This is a genomic window from Blautia argi (assembly GCF_003287895.1).
GTDB lineage: Bacteria > Bacillota > Clostridia > Lachnospirales > Lachnospiraceae > Blautia > Blautia argi.
Genome location: NZ_CP030280.1, coordinates 1,406,519 through 1,424,849, shown reverse-complemented (window position 1 = coordinate 1,424,849; position 18,331 = coordinate 1,406,519). Strand labels below are relative to the sequence as shown.

At 40.9% G+C, this 18,331-nt stretch carries 14 protein-coding genes and 3 pseudogenes; 5 read left to right on the top strand and 12 right to left on the bottom strand.

The window, feature by feature from the left end:
* Positions 1–157: 157 nt before the first annotated feature.
* Positions 158–415 (bottom strand): annotated as a pseudogene (locus DQQ01_RS06955) (recombinase family protein); the annotation flags it as partial.
* Between the two features lie 41 nt (positions 416–456).
* Here DQQ01_RS06955 and DQQ01_RS18510 point away from each other — a divergent pair.
* Positions 457–888 (top strand): annotated as a pseudogene (locus tag DQQ01_RS18510) (IS481 family transposase); the annotation flags it as partial.
* Positions 889–1,032: 144 nt separating this feature from the next.
* Here the strand turns inward: DQQ01_RS18510 and gtfA are convergent.
* Genes gtfA through DQQ01_RS06925 form a run of 5 tightly spaced genes read right to left on the bottom strand, consistent with a single transcriptional unit; the run spans position 1,033 to position 8,342 of the window.
* Positions 1,033–2,511, bottom strand: a complete 1,479-nt coding sequence (gene gtfA, locus DQQ01_RS06945; protein ID WP_111919450.1) for a sucrose phosphorylase — start codon at positions 2,509–2,511, stop codon at positions 1,033–1,035.
* On the bottom strand, positions 2,501–5,308 hold the full coding sequence (locus DQQ01_RS06940; RefSeq protein ID WP_111919449.1) for an alpha-galactosidase: 2,808 nt from the start codon (positions 5,306–5,308) through the stop codon (positions 2,501–2,503). The genes gtfA and DQQ01_RS06940 overlap by 11 nt, the downstream gene beginning before the upstream one ends.
* A 21-nt stretch (positions 5,309–5,329) precedes the next feature.
* Entirely contained in the window at positions 5,330–6,172 is an 843-nt protein-coding gene (locus DQQ01_RS06935; protein WP_111919448.1) for a carbohydrate ABC transporter permease, read from the bottom strand.
* Positions 6,169–7,044, bottom strand: coding sequence for a carbohydrate ABC transporter permease (locus DQQ01_RS06930; RefSeq protein WP_009247171.1), 876 nt, complete (start codon positions 7,042–7,044; stop codon positions 6,169–6,171). The genes DQQ01_RS06935 and DQQ01_RS06930 overlap by 4 nt, the downstream gene beginning before the upstream one ends.
* Positions 7,041–8,342, bottom strand: a complete 1,302-nt coding sequence (locus tag DQQ01_RS06925) for an ABC transporter substrate-binding protein (protein ID WP_111919447.1) — start codon at positions 8,340–8,342, stop codon at positions 7,041–7,043. Before DQQ01_RS06925 ends, DQQ01_RS06930 begins: the two co-directional genes overlap by 4 nt.
* 169 nt (positions 8,343–8,511) lie before the next feature.
* Between DQQ01_RS06925 and DQQ01_RS06920 the strand changes: the two genes are divergently transcribed.
* Positions 8,512–9,354 carry an AraC family transcriptional regulator gene (locus tag DQQ01_RS06920; protein WP_111919446.1) on the top strand — a complete coding sequence of 281 codons (843 nt, stop codon included), beginning with the start codon at positions 8,512–8,514 and terminating at the stop codon, positions 9,352–9,354.
* Positions 9,355–9,593: 239 nt separating this feature from the next.
* On the opposite strand, the pseudogene DQQ01_RS06915 reads toward DQQ01_RS06920, so the two are convergent.
* Together DQQ01_RS06915 and DQQ01_RS06910 are read right to left on the bottom strand one after the other, a co-directional pair.
* Positions 9,594–9,896, bottom strand: a pseudogene (locus DQQ01_RS06915) (DUF6075 family protein); the annotation flags it as partial.
* 276 nt (positions 9,897–10,172) lie between these two features.
* Positions 10,173–11,858 carry a recombinase family protein gene (locus DQQ01_RS06910; RefSeq protein ID WP_111919445.1) on the bottom strand — a complete coding sequence of 562 codons (1,686 nt, stop codon included), beginning with the start codon at positions 11,856–11,858 and terminating at the stop codon, positions 10,173–10,175.
* Positions 11,859–12,195: 337 nt separating this feature from the next.
* On the opposite strand from DQQ01_RS06910, the gene DQQ01_RS16420 reads away from it, so the two are divergent.
* The gene (locus DQQ01_RS16420) at positions 12,196–12,381 is read left to right on the top strand and encodes a hypothetical protein (RefSeq protein ID WP_014080774.1); all 186 of its coding nucleotides are present in this window, start codon (positions 12,196–12,198) and stop codon (positions 12,379–12,381) included.
* Positions 12,374–12,982: a hypothetical protein gene (locus DQQ01_RS06900; protein WP_005348504.1), complete on the top strand. Its 609-nt coding sequence runs from the start codon at positions 12,374–12,376 to the stop codon at positions 12,980–12,982. The genes DQQ01_RS16420 and DQQ01_RS06900 overlap by 8 nt, the downstream gene beginning before the upstream one ends.
* A 47-nt stretch (positions 12,983–13,029) precedes the next feature.
* On the opposite strand, the gene DQQ01_RS16890 is transcribed toward DQQ01_RS06900, so the two are convergent.
* On the bottom strand, positions 13,030–13,164 hold the full coding sequence (locus tag DQQ01_RS16890) for a hypothetical protein (protein WP_014080775.1): 135 nt from the start codon (positions 13,162–13,164) through the stop codon (positions 13,030–13,032).
* Between the two features lie 250 nt (positions 13,165–13,414).
* Between DQQ01_RS16890 and DQQ01_RS06895 the strand changes: the two genes are divergently transcribed.
* On the top strand, positions 13,415–15,661 hold the full coding sequence (locus tag DQQ01_RS06895) for a tetratricopeptide repeat protein (protein WP_111919444.1): 2,247 nt from the start codon (positions 13,415–13,417) through the stop codon (positions 15,659–15,661).
* Positions 15,662–15,698: 37 nt separating this feature from the next.
* Here DQQ01_RS06895 and DQQ01_RS06890 read toward each other — a convergent pair whose 3' ends face one another.
* Genes DQQ01_RS06890 through DQQ01_RS06880 form a run of 3 tightly spaced genes read right to left on the bottom strand, consistent with a single transcriptional unit; the run spans position 15,699 to position 18,298 of the window.
* The gene (locus tag DQQ01_RS06890; RefSeq protein ID WP_111919443.1) at positions 15,699–16,571 is read right to left on the bottom strand and encodes an ATP-binding cassette domain-containing protein; all 873 of its coding nucleotides are present in this window, start codon (positions 16,569–16,571) and stop codon (positions 15,699–15,701) included.
* Positions 16,572–16,574: 3 nt separating this feature from the next.
* Positions 16,575–17,231: a transporter gene (locus DQQ01_RS06885; protein ID WP_242980659.1), complete on the bottom strand. Its 657-nt coding sequence runs from the start codon at positions 17,229–17,231 to the stop codon at positions 16,575–16,577.
* A complete protein-coding gene (locus DQQ01_RS06880; protein WP_111919442.1) occupies positions 17,228–18,298 on the bottom strand; it encodes an ABC transporter permease subunit in 1,071 nt (356 codons plus the stop codon). The genes DQQ01_RS06885 and DQQ01_RS06880 overlap by 4 nt, the downstream gene beginning before the upstream one ends.
* Positions 18,299–18,331: the final 33 nt, after the last annotated feature.

The window sequence follows — 18,331 nt, the reverse complement described above, 5'->3', positions numbered from 1 at the left end:
GTACCCCTCAAATTTAGTATTTAATTGTTTGTGTTCCCACACTCTATATCAACAACTACTGAAACATTGATATAGTTCTTTATCTCTTTATTTCTGATTTTATCGCCCTCGCTCGTAAAGACGATATGCTTGAAAAAGTGCCTAAAATTAAGGATTTCTACATAGTTCTTCGTTGTAGCAACACACAAGTCTCAACGGTACTTTCATTGACCCAACAAAGTTCCTGTGTTTCCCTGTCTCCAAAATACACCGGAAAATGGAACTTTATGTGCTTCAGGAATTTGCCATCTGGCTGCTCCTGCTCATAAATATCCACCTGTTCTACAAAACTGTTAAGAAATTCTTTCTTCTCCACACCTTCAATCTCATCATACAAACGGTATAACCTTGTCTACATATCCTGATATTTCTTCTGTATCTATTCTTGAACCGATTTTATTCAGAATTGTCTATTTTCAGTTGGAACTGCGGCAGACACCGAACAAGGATATGCGCCGATATGAACGCCCTCATATCAACGAAGTCTGGTGTGGAGACAGCAGTACCGATCCCCGCCTTACAGATTCGGATGGAAAAAACACCGGGACTATATCATTGCCCTGATCGATGATGCCAGCCGGTTCATTACCGGGATCGATGTGTTCTACAATGATAACTTTATCAATCTGATGTCCGTTATGAGAGCAGCCATAGCAAAGTATGCCCGCCCTTGATATGCGGGATTTCCATTCACTGGAAGAGCTGAGGAGAAGTCTGTACGCTTTTGTCCAACAATACAACCAATCCCCCCATTCTTCCCTCCGTGGACTGTCCCCACAGGACCGTTTCTTTTCAGAACCGGAGCAGATACGCCGACTTTCTGAGGAAGACATCCGTCAAAATTTCCTGAGAAGACGAAATCCGAAGTTATAAGATTTAAATTATCCATTTTCAAAACAAGCCACCGGGCATTATCCCTATGTGGCTTGTTTCATCTATGATTATTTCCATTATAAAGTTTAGGTTTCATGTACAATCGACAGCCCAACTTAACTATCTGCTTTCTACTATTGTATATGTTCCTGATTCAAAATTTACATATAATGTTGCAAATGCACTATTATATTCCCAGCGGATTTCCAGAGACCTCTCCCCTCCGGAGATTGCTACCTCTGCGCCTTCCGAAAATGCCTTATGGGTATTTCGCATGCGGATTAACGCAAGCTGTTTTTGAACCACATCTTTTTTCAACCCTTCCGTGATCTGATCAGTAGAAAGATTTGTCCGGTTGATTTCCTTATGTCCGGATTCTCCCGCGCGCCGCACCGCTTCATGGTCATTTTTTCCGGCAAACAAATCCAGATACCAGACCTGCGGTTTGCCCGGCATAAACATCTGTATAGCACGCGCCAGAAGCATTTTTTCGTCCGACGCCCCCAATGCACTGTAATATGTGGCATTTACCTGATAATACAGATTCTTTTGTCCATGTAAATTTTTGACCATGCCTCCGCGGGATACGATCCGTTCAATTAACGACTGGATTTCCTCTTCCGGAAGCAGCCCCTTTAAGTCCAGAAGCGGGATGCCATCATGACAGCCGAGCATGTTGACCGTGGAGATCTTCTTTTCCACAATCTCCTTCGCCCATGCCGCAAGGTACGTTCCCCGCCGGTTCTCGATCGCATCAATGACCAGTCCCGGCAGGAAAAAGTCATAGGTTGCATAGCCTTTTTCTGCAAGTGTCTCATATATTTTTTCATCATACGCTGCGTGTATCTCCGGCAAAAGCGTAAGTCCCAAAGGTTCTGCCAGCGCATGGATCTTCTGTAAAAGTTCCCACGTTTCCGGATCATTGAGAAAGTTTTTCTTTCCCGGTGCTTTCGGCGCATAGGCAAAGGCATCCAGTCGCACAATCGCCGCGCCGTAAGAGGCTATTTTTTCCAGGGTTTCACGATAAAACTCCCACACTTTTGGTGACTGGATGTTTACATCCATCTGTCCGAGATACTGTCTGCCATGCACTTCCTGATAAAAGGTATTCCAGTACGGCACTTTTTTTCCATTCGGAAATTCCACCATCAGGATCGGCAGCCCGGGTTTGCGGAAAAACATCTGCTTCAGGCAGCTTTCATCCGGCTGGATATAGCCTTCCTCCGTCATGGTTCCATGCCCTTCCCAGAAATGGTTCCAATCGATGAAAAAATCGCGGTACACAGAAGCCTCCCCTTTTTCCACAAGATCCTGAAACTGCGGGGACTGTGCGGAAGCATGGTTTAAAATAAAATCGAGTTTCAGATCGATTCCCATATTCTTTAACTGGTCAAGGCCTTCCCGGTCGGCAAGCTGCTCATTCAGGTCATAGTCGATCACGGAAAATCCCCGGTCGAGATCGGAATGGTACAGGCTCGGCAGAATGTAAAAAGAAGAAAATACATTCTGCAAAGCCTCCGTTTTCAGCAATGTTACGATATCCCCAAGATTTCTTCCAAGACTGTCTGGATATGCATTGAGCATCGGTTTACTGTTCATAAATACTTCCGTCCTTTCCCACGATCAATCCTGCATTTTTGCGCTGCACTTCGAGTTTTTCCTGTTCCAGTTCCACCACACGACAGATAAACGGGCTTGCGGCATTCTCGTCGCGGTTTCTGCGGATGCGCCGCTCCTTTGTCTCCTCCGGGGAACTTTCCAGAAAGACGGATAGATCCACACCATGTAAATCGTCACTGCCTCCGTGCGTCCACTCCAGAAGCAATACAGATATTCCGGAAAAATCGGTTTCTTCTGATGAAATCTCGCCATCTTCCCGTCCCAAATGCCGCAACGTGATCGTATCTTTTCCCTCATGAAATGCCGCAAGCACTTCATTGATCCGGGCGAAATCAATCTCTTTCTTTGTTCCGAGATATCCACGCAGTCCGTCTTCCCCTGCTTCTTTATACACACGCAGCCGTTCTTCGTCGTTGCGTTTTGGAATCCGGTGTGGATAATCATCGCCCGAGAGCAGATAACATCCGGTTCCGTCATTTAAAAAGTACTGCTGCAATGCCGTTGCAAGCGTTGTTTTTCCGGAACCGGAGCCACCGTAAATGCTGATGACCACCCGGTTTTCGGCATTCCCGTCACACCATTTCTGCACTTTTTCATATAATCTTCCCGCCTCTTTCAGTTCGGTAAAGGCAAACTGATACGCCTCATATTCCTCGGTAAACGGCGGAAGCGGAATTCCCGCATGCATCAGTGCCGCACCGGAATACTGTCTGCCGCTTTGTTCTTCCAGATACACAGCATCCGGTTTTAACCCACGCAGGCGGACATAAACGGTCGCCTGATTTGCCTCAGCCATAAGACGCACCACACTTACCAGTGCATGATCCTGTTCCTCTGATACCGACATCCATGCCGCAATTTCATCTGTAAACGGATCAGACAGCCGCCAGTAGGTTCCCTCGTTAATGAGCATTTCGTACTTCTTATACGTTTTGATCTGCTCCCGGATCTGCTGCTTTTCCTCATCGGATAAAAGCGCTGGGTTTAATTCGTAACCGAAGGTTCCCGCCATCGCCGTCACCCCGCGGGTGTGGAAACTTGTCACCCGTCCGGTCTGGTGGTTCGGCACCGCCGAAACGTGCGCTCCCATCGCGGAAACCGGATAGAAAAACGACGTTCCGTACTGGATTCTTGTGCGGTTGATCGCATCGGTATTGTCACTGCACCAGATCTGTTGGGAATAATAAAGTATTCCTGCGTCAAATCTGCCGCCGCCACCGCTGCATCCTTCCAGCAAAAGATCCGGATACCGGCTGCACAAACGCTCCATAAAATCATAGACACCAAGGACGTAATCATGGGAAAGATTTCCGGCATAGACATCTGCCATACTGCGGTTCATATCCCACTTGACATAATCAATTTTTCCCTGATCCAGCACGGCACAAATCTGATCAAATACACAGTCGCGCACTTCTTTTCTGGAAAAATCAAGCAGTAACTGGTTTCTCGAGCGCACCGGCTTTTTCCCCGGAATCTGAATTGCCCAGTCTGGATGTGCCCGGTAAAGGTCGCTGTCTTCATTGACCATCTCCGGCTCAATCCAAATACCAAATTTCACCCCCTGATTATGCACACGGGTAATAAGCTCTGCCAGGCTTCCCCCCAGTTTCTTTTCATTGACCTGCCAGTCCCCAAGGGAAGAATTATCATCGTTTCTTTTCCCAAACCAGCCGTCATCCATCACTACCATATCAATTCCAAGGGAAGCAGCTTCTTTTGCCAGATCCACGATCGTATCTCCCGTAAAATCGAAATATGCTGCCTCCCAGCTGTTAATCAGCACCGGACGCTGCATATGGACATATTTGCTGCGGCACACATGGTTGCGGATGCAGTTATGATATTGCTGCGACAGTGCAGACAATCCGTCTGCCGAATAAGACAAAATAACTTCCGGCACCGTAAAGGTTTCTCCCGACGCAAGCGGATAGGAAAACAGTTCTTCATTTAATCCGAGAAGCAGGCGCGTCTGGTTGAACTGGTCTTTTTCTGCCTCACAGGAGAAATTCCCGCTGTATACAAACAGCATTCCATAGCAGCTGCCTGCGGTCTCCGTTGTCCCTTTTTCTGCCAGAATCACGGCAGGATTATACTGATGGCTGGATGTTCCCCTGCGGCTACCAAACGCAATGGTTCCATGTCCCAGCGGCGTACGCTCCAGATTGCGCTCCATGGCATGTTTTCCATAAAACCGCAGGACATCAAACTCTCCCTGTACAAAATCCAGACAGGCTGCCGCTGCCTTTTCGATCGTAATCTGCCCGGTTCCTGTATTTTTAATCCGGACACTTCTTGTAATGACATCGTTTTCTTCCAAAACACCGTACAGCAGATGTACTTCAACCTGTGCGTTTTCATCTGCGAGGACAATTTCCAGTGTCTGCGCTTCCTTTTCGTCTGCCCAGACAGCCGGAAGTCCCTGCAACCGGTATTTACCGTTTCGGATTTCATAGCTTTTAAAAAGCAGATCCGCACTTTCCACCCCTTTTTCATTTTTGATATTCAGTGCAATATTGCGGTAATCTCCGGTGCCAAGGGACGGATATTCCTGTGGTAGCGCATCCAGCGAATAGGTGCGGTCCATACCGGCTGCATAAGGATTTCCGGAAAATCCGCGGTCTGCATAGGTTAGGACATAGTCCATGGAACTGTTTGTTTTTTCTCCGTAGTACAAATGCAACAGATATCCCAGTGGATCAACCTGCATCTGATAAGTTGTATGCGCCGTATGCAGGGTAAATATTTTTTTATTTGGATTGTATATAATTGCCATAGAAGTCACCTCGTTTTATTTTTATCCTTTGACTGCACCGTTTGCCACACCGTTTAAAATCTGTTTCTGACAAATCACATAGAAAATAAGGATTGGAATCAGTGCCATAATATAGGAAGCAAATGCCAGATTGTAATTGGTTCCAAACTGTGTCTGGAAATTAAGCTGTGCAAGCGGCAACGTATTCTGTCCGGTTCCAGACATAATCACAAGCGGTGTCATAACATCATTCCACGTTCCAAGAGCTGTCAGGATTGCAACTGTTGCATGCATTGGCATCATCATTGGAAAGACCACTTTCCAGTAAGTAGTCCATGTGCTTGCTCCGTCAATATCTGCCGCCTCTTCCAGCGCTATCGGAATATTTTTTAAGTACCCACTGTAAAGAAGGATGTTCATTGGCATATAAAATACCAGATACAACAGAATGACACCCGCGCGGTTTCCAAGTCCCATATGCGCCGTCTGCTTTACCAGAGGCATCATTAAGATGGAAAACGGAACAAACATTCCGCTGACAATATACAGATAGATAAATCGGAAACTTTTTCTTCTTGCCATGCCGCGTCCGATCACGTAGCCTGCAATTGAGTGGATCAGGATTGCCAGTACGATTGTTACCAGTGTGATCAGTAAACTGTTTCCAAGAGAGTGCCAGAAATCGGTCACTTCCATTGCCTGACGGAAATTTTCAAAACTCCACTGTTTCGGGAAAGAAAGTGCACCCGCCACATCGTTTGTCATCTCACTCGGTTTCTTAAACGCAATAATCACTGCCATATACAGCGGAAAAAATACCGTAACCGTCCCCAAAATCAGAACAATCGTAAGTACCCAGTTTGTTTTCTTTTTTTCTTTCATCATAGCTGCTCCTCCTTCCTATTCATGACTGTCATCTGGAAAAGTGAAATCGCCACGATCACAATAAAGAAAATGACTGCATTTGCACTCTGGAATCCAAACTGTCCGCCATCCATACCATTTTTATAAATCAGATAAGAGATGGATTCGGTGCTCTGTGCCGGACCTCCCTTGGTCAATGACATGATCTGGTCGAATACCATGAGGAAATTCTTTGTGCTCAGTACCAGATTAATCGTCACAAACGGCATTACCAGTGGAAATGTTACTTTCCAGAACTGCTTCCATTTACTGGCTCCGTCAAGCATGCTCGCCTCGTAGACTTCCTCCGGTACAGTCTGCAGACCGGAAATATAGATGATGGTATTCATGGCAACTGCCTGCCATACACCAACAATCAGCACACCAATCCATGCGTATTTTTCACTTGCAAGAATACTGTTCTGTAAAAATCCAATATGGAACACATTTCCCACAGTTGGAAGAATGTAAGTAAAAATAAAACTGAAAATATAGCCGATGACAAGTCCTCCTAAAATATTCGGTACAAAATAAATACCGCGCAGTGCACTTTTAAAACGGATTGCACTGTTTAATCCAACTGCCATGATCAGACTTAGCACATTTACCAGTATCGTTCCTGCCAGTGCATATTTAAACGTAAACAAATAGCTTTTTCCCACGCGGGAATCCGTAAACAGATCTGCATAGTTCCGGAACCCGACATAATCGTAAGTTCCGTATCCTTTATAATTGGTAAAACTGTAAATCACACCTTTGATCATTGGAAGTGTATTGAATGCAAAAAATAGGATTACAACCGGTATGATAACCGCCCAGAATGTTTTGTCCCTGTTTGACATTTTCTTTTTCATTGTGCATCCCCCTGTTCTTTCTGATAATCCTGTACTTTCCGAATCAGATCCCGGTTGTAGCGCTTCCAGTCGGAATCAAATTTTTTCAAAAACTTTTCCTGTGCATTGTCGCTTGTATCCAGCAGGAACGTCTGGATCATGGCATCCACACTCATCTCACTCGGATAATGGTGATCCTGATAATCTGCCATGCGGTTGTTTTCAATGTAAGGACGCATATCCTCGAGTGTTTCCGGAATTGCGAAATCCCCATCCTTGCAGGCAATTCCGCCCTGATCATCCAGATAAATCTGAATGGTTTCATCTTCATACAGATATTTTAAAACTTCATATGCTGCTTCTTTGTTTTTGCATGCTTTCATCACAGAAAACTGTAAATCAATTCCTGAATTTAATACATTGTCTGATTCCTCATCATTTGCAGGAAATGTAAAAGAGCCGATATTCATATCCGGATTGACCGATTTGATCTGCGGGATTGCATAGCTTCCGATTGGATACATGGCAGATTCCCCGCGGGCAAATGCTGTACAGGCATCGTTATAACCATATGCATACGGATTTTTTTCGGCGTAATCCAAAAGCGCACGCATCTTTTCTGCTACCGGTCCATACGTATCGGAAAATGTGGTATTTCCCATATTTACCTGATTGCAGGTATCCGAATCGGTAAGTCCGACTGCCAGCGCATTCCACGGAGCCAGACAGGTCCAGGTATCTTTAAAGCCCAGATACAGCGGAAGTGTTCCGCTCTGTTTTATTTCATCACACAGTGCCGTAAATTCCTGCCAGGTAGTCGGAACTTTCCAGCCATTTTCCTCAAACAGATCTTTGTTATATAAAATTCCTGCCGCGTTTGCCACATATGGAAGTGCATACGTGCCATCCTTTGGAATAAACTCCAGTTCCTTATCCATATCCAGATATGCCTGTTTTACGGTCTGGACTTCATCCAGATCGGAAATATCATCAAACAAATCTGCATCTAAAAAGTTGGAATAGTTGATGTCTCCTCCGATTGCGATGATATCCGGATAATCCTCCCGGATAAAACGTGTCTTTAAAATGGTCATTGCTTCGTTTGGAGATGAAATCGTCAGATGGATGTCATCATGTGTTTCATTGAACCGCTTTTCAATCTTTTCAAATGCCTTAACTGCTTCCGGTTTGTAGGAAACCACTTCGATTTCTGTTTTCCCGTCTGCCCTTTTTTCACTTCCGCATCCAGCAAGACCCGTCATACACATGCCAAATGCAAGCACCGCCGCAACACTGCGGAAAATATTTCTTTTTGCCATATTCCTCTCTCCTTTTTTGCAATATATCCGTTTACCTTTTTGATAATCTGATTATAACATACCTTTATGCATCCTTAAATATCTACATTTTTTCAGTTTTATACCGAAATGCAATATTTTATGCTATAATAGATATTGATGTCGCATTTTGATATATAAGGAGTATTTTATGAGCAATACATTTTTTAATATTTTTCCAAATGAAAATTTTATCGATCTGTGCATGTATCAGTTTGGATATGAACAGTGTGATCCCGGCCATTCATTCGGGCCTGCAACACGCAACCACTACCTGTTTCACTACGTTCTTTCCGGAACCGGAACACTCATGGCAAACAATTCCAAAGGAGAAACACGGACCTATTCTGTAAAAAGCGGACAGGGGTTTATGATTTTTCCCGGCCAGATCAACACTTACATTGCCGATGAACAGCTTCCGTGGAAATATATGTGGATTGAATTTGACGGATTACGTGTAAAAGAGGCTTTAAGTGTCACAGATTTGTGCAAAGACGCGCCCGTTTATCATTCCCACTCCAAAGAATTGCGGGAAAAACTTGCCGATGAAATGCTTTATATTGTCAATCATCCACAGGAATCTTCCTTCCATCTCATCGGGCATCTGTATCTGTTTTTAGACTATCTGCTGCAGTCAGCAAAATCGACAAAGCTGGTCTCCAGCGGACGCATGCGTGATTATTACATAAAAGAAGCGATCAATTATATTGAACAGAATTTTCAGAATAATATTTCGATTGAAGATATCGCTGCGGTATGCGGCATCAACCGGAGTTATTTCGGAAAAATCTTCCGCAACTCGATCGGCCGCTCCCCGCAGGAATTTCTTATGAACTACCGCATGGTAAAGGCTACGGAATTATTAAAGCTGACTTCCTTATCCATTGCAGATGTCGGCTCTGCTGTCGGATACGAAAATCAGCTTCATTTTTCCCGTGCTTTTAAAAATATTTATGGTGTTTCTCCGCGGGAATGGAAAAACCAGAACAAGTAACAATAGATAGGATAGAGTAAACGCAAAATAGCGAGTACCTGTTCAAAATCATCCGATGTGAGATAATAGACTCATCACTACAAAGTCCAAATAGTTTAGTACTCAACTTTTTTGACTTTGCTACAGGAGGTGAAGTTTGAAACAAAGAGGTAGTGGTTAGAGAAAAATAAAATTGCATAGCAAACAAACCATCCTTAGGGTGGTTTCAAAAAAAGTAAATATAGACACGACACTTAATTCATGGCAGGTGTGAGATTGCAGTAAAGATTAAATGCCATGCGGACAATCCGTAAACTTCCACTGGTCTGCCATCCTTCTTGCAGGCATTCCGTTTTTACACATCCAGTTTTAAAATTATAGATTTTATTCACATTTTCTCTTGTGTCTCTGTCGATGCCCAGGCAATAAACCAGAGCCTGATGATAGACATCCTGATATCTGCATTTTTCCAGATATTCCTCATAAAATTTTTCGTGTTCCTTGCCCTTGAAAGTAATTGTGCGAGAATTGCTATTCCCTGCTCTTAACGCTGTGTTTGTCATTTTTTGTTTTCCTCCTAAATTTTAATAAAAAAGACACTCCATTTCTGAAATGCCCTATAAAAAATAGGGACACCCGCTTTTAACAAGTATCCCTATAATCTATCAATGATCTGATAGCTCTCTATTCATTTTCATATTCAAGATTCTTTGTGTTCCCCGTCCCGAGGTCTAACGCAACAACAACGGTTACTTTCTTCACAAGGCTCTTTTCTTTGTGATTTTCACCTATTTTTCTGAAACTGAAAAACTCTACAAAGTGCGTAAATTCAAGGATTTCTACATATTCTCCCTTTGTAGCAACACCACAGACTCAACGGTACTTTCGTTGTCCCAACAAAGTTCCTGTGTCTCCCTGTCTCCAAAATACACCGGAAAACGGAACTTTATGTGCTTCAGGAATCTGCCATCTGGCTGCTCCTGCTCGTAAATGTCCACCTGTTCCACAAAGCTGTTAAGAAATTCTTTCTTCTCCAGGTCGGTGAACTTATCATATAGTTTATCAAAATATAAAAGAAATTGATAGACGTTTTCTTCTGATATTTTCTGTTGCTGAATATTCAGCAGGCGGTTCTTGACTTCCTCTATACTGTTCTCCACGCCTTCAATCTCATCATACAAACGGTATAACCTTGTCTCCATATCCTGATATTTCTTCTCATAAAATTTATCCATGATATCCAGATTGTCCATCTGCTGTCCAAGTCTTGCTTTTGCTCCGGTCAACTGCTTGTGCTGCTTTTCCAATCCTTCAATCTCTTTTTCTATTTCTTCTGTATCAATTCTTGAACCGATTTTATTCAGAATTGCTTCTTCAAATTTAGGATTCTTCACCAGCTTCCGGATAACTTCTTCCACTGCATTGTTAATCTTCTCCTCGCTCCATTGTTTACGATATCCACATTTATGACCGTCTACCAGACGACGATGTTTACAGGCATAATAGAAATAATCTTTATATAAGGTTCCGTCTTTCTTTTTCTTTCGGTTCACGTTCCCATACATACCGCTTCCACATAACGGACATCTCAATATTCCAGATAAGATATGCTCATGATCCAGACTATGCGTTTTTTCATATTTCACACCTGTTTTTTCCCGTTTTTGATGTGCCAGCTCCCAATCTGTTTCTGAAATAATCCCTTCGTGGATACCATCATGCAGCATATAATTTTCCTGTTTTACAATGCGATATTCATTTCTTGTACCAGAAACTTTCTCGTTTTTTCTTCGTCCATAAGCCAGCTTTCCACAGTATACCGGATTATCCAGAACGCCTTTTATAAAGGAAGAGGCAAATGCGTCCAGTGTATTATTCTGTCGTTTTTTCTTTTTATATCCATGCTGGTTCAGCCATGCAGCAATCGCAGAGATTCCCATATTTGTATGAATAAATTTGTCATAAATCAGACGAATAATCTCCGCTTCGTCCTCTGCAATCTGTAATTCTCCATTTACCAATTCATAACCATATGGAGCGAATCCTCCGTTCCATTTTCCTTCCCTGGCTTTCTGCTTACGTCCTTCCATTGTCTGAACAAGGATATTCTCTCGTTCAATCTCTGCCACCGCAGACAGAACAGAAATCATCAGCTTTCCACTATCTTTTGAGCTGTCAATTCCATCTTCTACACAAATCAGATTCACTCCAAAATCCTGCATCCTCTGCAAAGAATTTAATACATCTGCCGCATTACGACCGAATCTGGAAAGCTTGAACACCAGTACAAACTGTACCTCATCTGTTCCATTCTCAATATTATCCAACATTCTCTGAAATTCCGGTCTGCCCTCTACGCTCTTTCCAGACTTACCTTCATCGGAATACTCATTTACAATTTCCATATTCTGAAATTCCGCATATCTCTTGAGTTTTTCTTTCTGAGCATCCAGACTGTAGCCATCTACCTGCATGGTTGTGGATACTCTGGTATATATATCGCATTTAATCTTTTTATTCTTCATAATCTTCCTCGCAGTATAACTCTGTTTTATTGTCCCAACCTTATTTTAGTACTTGTTCCAACTATTTTCAATACTTATTTTCCGTATTGACGCATTTCTTCGCCAATCGTATAATTAAGTTAGATACAGAGCATTTCTGTTATCAAAATATTGCCCGCCCACCATTGGCGACTTATAAATGATTGGCTCGAAAATATTGTTCGCTTACCGGAAGCGTCTAATAAATGTCCGGCTTGAAAATTATTTAGAAATAATTTCTGTTTTTGATATTGTGTTTTTATCACACATTGCATATACTATAAATACACAAAAAAGCCAAAAAAGAGGAGGTGTTAGTATGGCTACTTCAAGTATTACTCATAATTTTGTCGTATCCAATCCAAATAGCGTAAAGCGTTTTGTCGCAGCAATTGACGAAGCCGACCGTGACCGCACACCAAAGCAGACACTTCCCGGACGTCAGTTAACGAACCCACAGGAAATCTTAGCTTTAATGTCAAAAAGGAAGAAAAAACATGTCTGATAAATATTTTACCGTTAATATTCGGGCATATTTGGATAAAGACGAACCGACATATATCGGAGAGGAAAGTCTTTACGACTTACTCTCCGATTTTTCTTGTCCCAAAAATCCCGATGTGGAATACTTTTTATTACATAATGCGATTGAGTTTACCAAAAAAGATCAATCTATCACTTATCTGGTATTTGATGCTGAAGATGCTTCACTGGTTGGTTATTTTTCACTTACAATAAAACCAATCTCTGTCCGTGCTTCAAATATCAGCAAGACAATGGCAAAAAAACTGTCCCGTGTCAGTATTTTGGATGAAGAAACACAATCCTATACTACCGCAGCTTACCTGATCGCCCAGTTGGGAAAGAACTATTCTCTTCCAAAGGAAAAACGAATTCCTGGAAATATTCTACTGGGATTTGCACTGGAAACCATATCCAGTCTCAAATATTCCGTAGGTGGCGTTATGGAGTTTCTTGAATGCGAAGATAATGAATTTCTTCTGAGCTTTTATACGCAGAATCATTTCAAGCCATTTGATACGCGTATTACCGCTTCTCAGAATAATGAGCCACACACTCTGCATCAGCTTTTAAAATTTATTTGATTTAAAAATGCATGAAAAAAGCGACAGTCTGATTTACATTTTGTATTTCAGGAAACTGCCGCTTCTTTTTCTTCCTTATTCTGTTTTTTTTCCTCCAACTCCCGGAGGACTTCAGCGCCGTACTTATCAATCATCCGTACCAGAAAATCAATGCACCGCTCAAATTCAATATTCTGTTGCATAAGCTCCTCCCGTTATTGTTTTGATCTGAGCTTATTTTACAGAACCTGCCGGAAAACCACATTGAATAGAAATTGATTGTAAATTGACACAATCAATTTAAAAATATCCGCATTTTCTTGAATCGAATATATGTTCGTGTTATGATAGATATACTTAATCTTAACTACGAAAGGGGAATTTCTATTGAATCGATGCGATTTTTCTTCTATTAGCACTTGCTTAAAAAATCATATCAGCGAAAGTAATCAAATGAGTCAGCCTGATTTTTTATACGAATTATTTGAAGATTTTATGGATGATCCGGTAAATCAGGATTTTTCAATGGACAACGGTCTGGTTTGCCGCTGGATGACTGGTCAGGCTAAAATCAGTCCTAAAATATCCGCTTACTATTCCAAGCCATCCAATCAGGAAAAATTAGCCCATACCATCCACCAAAATCTTCTTCCACTGATGTCTGACTGTAATATGGCTATACAAGATATTTACACTTTATTCATTCAGGATGACAGCATCTCAGATGCAAAAAAGAAAAATCTGACTCCCTTATATAAACCAGCCAGTTCAAGACTGCTGTTTCTTGCAAAACTGATTTCTTTTAGCATGGAACGCCAATTCATCAAACGTAATACCAAAAATCAGAAACTGCTCGCCGGAGGCGCTTTATCCCCCATTGTGCTGGATTATATTATGGACAGTGAGGTTCCGAAACCATGCCGTCATTTTATCGGAAGAGATAAAGAACTGGAAGAATTATATACCGTGCTTGAGGAAAACCGTCATGTTTTCCTTTGCGGAATCGCCGGAATCGGAAAAAGTGAACTTGCCAAAGCCTACGCAAAGCGGTACATAAAGCAATACACCAATATACTTTATATAGAATATACCGGCAATCTTCATCAGGATATTACTGACATGGATTTTATTGACGATCCGCCGGAAAGCACTGACCAGGAACGGTTTCAAAGACATAACCGTTTTCTGCGTTCCCTGAAATCTGATACTCTGCTTATCATAGATAATTTTAATGTCACTGCGACACAGGACAGCTTTCTGTCAGTAGTATTAAAATATCGCTGCCAGATTTTGTTTACAACCCGAAGCAAACTGGATGAATACTGTACTCTGCCATTAAAAGAAATAGAGGATATGAACGCTCTCTTCCAGCTGGCATCAGTATTTTATTCAGAGGCAGACACGTACCGGGCAACAGTTGAAAAGATCATCGAAACTGTTCACTCTCATACTTTTGCCGTGGAACTGGCAGCAAAACTTCTGGAAAATGGAATCTCAACTCCAGACCAGTTATTAACAAGACTTCAGGTGGAAAAAGCATCTTTCCATAACGAAGATAAAATTAAAATAATCAAAGATGGACAAAGCAGCAAAGCCACCTATTACAGTCATATCCATACGCTGTTTTCTTTATACACTTTATCTCTTGAACAGCAGGATATCATGTGTAATATGTGCTTTCTTCCTTCCACCGGTATTTCTGCCCGTATATTTGCCAAATGGCTGGAAATGCCCACACTAAATGAAATCAACGATTTAATTGAGACTGGTTTCGTTCAGACAACAACACGTCGCACCATCTCTCTGCATCCGATGATTCAGGAAATCACCCTTTCAGAGACAAAACCATCTGTAAGTAGCTGTCACATATTACTGGATTCTTTACAGAAAATATGTTTAATGCATGGAATTGAAGTCGATTATTACAAGAAGCTGTTTCAGACAGCAGGAAACATCATAGAATTGATTGAAAAAGATGATATACCAAAATATCTACTTTTTCTGGAAAATGTTTTTCCATATATGGATAATTATAATTACCAGAAAGGTATGAAAGCAATCATTCAGGAATTGAAAAATTTTTTGAAGCGTAAAGACATTGGCACCGATTCTGACCGGGCATTGTTACTGGATTTTCAGGCTACTCTTGAAATCAAGCCAGAAAAAGCAATAAAACTGGAAAAGGATGCACTTGCCCAGATAGAAAATATCACTGCTGACAATGCTCGCCTTGTTTCCAACCTTCATGCCAATCTCGGTGGACTTTACCGCATGAACGGTCATCCCGATCTTGCAAGAGAACACATGGAAAAAAGTATCTCACTGCTTGACCAATTTAACCTGCTTCATATAAATGACAGCATACCTCAGATTGCCAATTATGCAATGTTCCTGACAGAACAGCAGGAACCCGAAAGAGGCATCTCTGAATTGCAAAAATTATCCGGCATCATCAAGGAATACCATTCCGATGACTGTCTGGATTATGCCAAAGTACAGGAAACCCTTGGAACCATTTATCTGATGACTGCCAATCTTCCGCAAGCCAAAACACATTTTAAAAGAGCTTTCAAAATATATGAAAAGATCTGGGCTGATGAACCAGAAATGATTGAAGCAAAATATCAGGAAATTCAGGAGTTATATCCACAGATTGGATTTTGCATTGGAAAAAATCTATCCGGTCTTTTAACAAAATAAGCATAATTTACGGCGGGCAACTTGCCCGCCGTTATATTCAACTATTCGTCAAATAAATATATGCATCTTCCAAAGTGATATCATTATCCAGGACACAATTCTCATTTGGCTTTCCTTTGCTTAATACTTTCATATGAATTCCATTTTCTACATACTGCTTAGATGATATAGAATAATTGGCTTCTAACAAACGGGCTTCTTCTGCGTTTTGTACCGTACAATTCCAAACACAGCCCTTTGCATTTTCCAGCAACCCTCTCACGCTTCCAGAATATAAAAAACTTCCCTTTTTCATAATGGCAAGCTGTGTACAGGTTGCTGCTAAATCTTCTACTACATGAGTGGAAAACAGCACAGTTCTATCCTTTGAAAAATCAACCAAAAGATTGCGGATCCTGATTCTTTCTTCCGGATCTAACCCGGTGGTAGGTTCATCAATAATCAAAAAATCCGGATTATTAAGAAGTGCCTGTATGAGTCCGACACGTCTCTTCATACCACCAGATAATTGCCGCATTTTTTTATTCTGATGCTCTGTAAGAGAAGTCTTTTCCAGATAATAGGTAATTCTTTGTTCGAGGTCATTTCTGGCTACTCCTGACAGTCCCCCCATATATACAAGACATTCTTTCACCGTAAGATTCGGATATAAGTCGATTTCCTGTGGAAGATAACCAATCTTTTTCTGTATTTTCTCATAATTTCCCTCGTTATACAGAATTCCATCAAGGGAAACCATTCCTTCCGTTTGTTTTAAAACAGTTGTAAGAACCCTCATCAAAGTGGTTTTTCCGGCACCATTCTCACCCAAAAGTCCGTAAATTCCCTTAGGTATTTCAAGAGATGCCTTATTTACTGCAACTACACCATTTTTAAATCTAACTGTTAAATCATTTATTCTAATACTCATAATCTATCCTCTTTTCTTTAAAGTCATTGGTAATACTGCAAATAAAAACAGCCCCGCTATAAAAGACACAAGCGTTCCATAAATCCAACTCTCGGACATTAATTGAGTAGGTTCACAAAAGCTGAAAGAAAACAATCCCAGATTTCCGAAAAATGAACTTCCCGCTTTTGATATAAGTCCAATGACAATTCCAAATAAACATCCAATACCTGCCCACATATTTCGAAGCAATGTACACAAAATCAAAGAGCATATACTCCAAAGCCAGATAGTTCCAAACATTGCAATGAAATATAAAAGAAATATCTGAATACCCGAAATGCCTTCGTTTACACTGCCCGGTTTTTGCCAGAAAAACAAAACATATCCAACACAGGAAAGTATTAATAAATATAATATTTGAACGCCCACTCTCTGCGATATTACTTTTAACTGCTTTTTTTGATCATACAAATGAAATACATCGGCACGCTTAGTTTTTACTTCCATCAAATATGTGTCACTACAAAAAATAATTGTTAAAAATGCTATTGGCGACTGAATCGCTGAACCGATTTCTTCATAGTATATAATCGGATGAATAGCACACAATATCAGTATAAATGCACATGAATAAAAAATCTTATATAACGACAGGCAGTTTTTTAGTTCCGTTTTCAATGAACCCTCCTCCTTTTCCAGATTGTAACAGAAATACATACTAATATAACTGATGAAATTACAAGAATAATCTGATTTATGTTTGACATTTTGGCTACATGTGTTTCAAAAAATCTGCCAGGGAATCGCACCATAATAGAGAACGGTCTCATATAATAAATATCATTCTTCATGGTCAGCATATTTGAATATATAATGTGTAAAAACAAGATTGGTGCTGCCGGAAGCGGATTTTTAAATATTAATGTTGTAATTGTATAGACACAACATATCATCAAAAGATTCGGAACAATATAGATCAGAGAATTCACGCAAAAATCAATTGGTGTTACTGGAAAGCCCGATTCTAAAGACGTTTTCAAACACAGCATAAAGAATATAACATTCAAAATCACTAATACTCCCAGCATACTAATGAATCCGCTTATTACTTTCCCACATATATATTGGATTGCCGTAACAGGCTTTGTATGTAATAATTCATAGGTACTTTTTCGTGTATCCTGAATAAATAAAAATGATAGCAAGACTGTTGCAAAAAAGGCCATATGCAATCCTGCAAAATCCGTAAATTTTTTGGCAAAGTACCAGGAAAAAGAATGTTCGGATAATTTCCGCTCGATATAATGATTGATTTCTTCTGCTGTCCCCTTATGAATTTCAAGGTCCTCATAAGCATATATTGCATTATAATAGCCATATTGGGATTCCAAAAACTCAGAAGCAGTCTTTACATCCATATTCTGAATTTCTTTCATTACATGATCTGCTTCCTGCCTGCTAAATCCAAAATCATTTTTGGAGGTGTCCATTAACGTCTCTTTGATCGTATCTTCCCACTCCCTTCTTCTTTCTTTATCATCAGATGTGGGAATGTACCCATCCATGACATCAGCATCTTCCAATGCTACGTCATTTTGTGTGATCTGTTCATTCTGTTTGATATAATGAATTTGCAAATACGATGACAGACATTGATACATACTGGCAACTATAATAATCAAGCCAATCCACAAAACAGGGTTCTTTAAATAATCAAGTATACTTCTTTTTATGATTGTTTTCATTGTATCTCTTCCTTTCTTTATTTCTTTAACAAC

What these genes read in the sequence shown, in the direction of transcription:
- gtfA (WP_111919450.1), bottom strand. Translation starts at nt 2,511, where the DNA reads ATGAACAGTAAACCGATGCTCAATGCATATCCAGACAGTCTTGGAAGA.
- DQQ01_RS06940 (WP_111919449.1), bottom strand. Translation starts at nt 5,308, where the DNA reads ATGGCAATTATATACAATCCAAATAAAAAAATATTTACCCTGCATACG.
- DQQ01_RS06935 (WP_111919448.1), bottom strand. Translation starts at nt 6,172, where the DNA reads ATGATGAAAGAAAAAAAGAAAACAAACTGGGTACTTACGATTGTTCTG.
- DQQ01_RS06930 (WP_009247171.1), bottom strand. Translation starts at nt 7,044, where the DNA reads ATGAAAAAGAAAATGTCAAACAGGGACAAAACATTCTGGGCGGTTATC.
- DQQ01_RS06925 (WP_111919447.1), bottom strand. Translation starts at nt 8,342, where the DNA reads ATGGCAAAAAGAAATATTTTCCGCAGTGTTGCGGCGGTGCTTGCATTT.
- DQQ01_RS06920 (WP_111919446.1), top strand. Translation starts at nt 8,512, where the DNA reads ATGAGCAATACATTTTTTAATATTTTTCCAAATGAAAATTTTATCGAT.
- DQQ01_RS06910 (WP_111919445.1), bottom strand. Translation starts at nt 11,858, where the DNA reads ATGAAGAATAAAAAGATTAAATGCGATATATATACCAGAGTATCCACA.
- DQQ01_RS16420 (WP_014080774.1), top strand. Translation starts at nt 12,196, where the DNA reads ATGGCTACTTCAAGTATTACTCATAATTTTGTCGTATCCAATCCAAAT.
- DQQ01_RS06900 (WP_005348504.1), top strand. Translation starts at nt 12,374, where the DNA reads ATGTCTGATAAATATTTTACCGTTAATATTCGGGCATATTTGGATAAA.
- DQQ01_RS16890 (WP_014080775.1), bottom strand. Translation starts at nt 13,164, where the DNA reads ATGCAACAGAATATTGAATTTGAGCGGTGCATTGATTTTCTGGTACGG.
- DQQ01_RS06895 (WP_111919444.1), top strand. Translation starts at nt 13,415, where the DNA reads ATGAGTCAGCCTGATTTTTTATACGAATTATTTGAAGATTTTATGGAT.
- DQQ01_RS06890 (WP_111919443.1), bottom strand. Translation starts at nt 16,571, where the DNA reads ATGAGTATTAGAATAAATGATTTAACAGTTAGATTTAAAAATGGTGTA.
- DQQ01_RS06880 (WP_111919442.1), bottom strand. Translation starts at nt 18,298, where the DNA reads ATGAAAACAATCATAAAAAGAAGTATACTTGATTATTTAAAGAACCCT.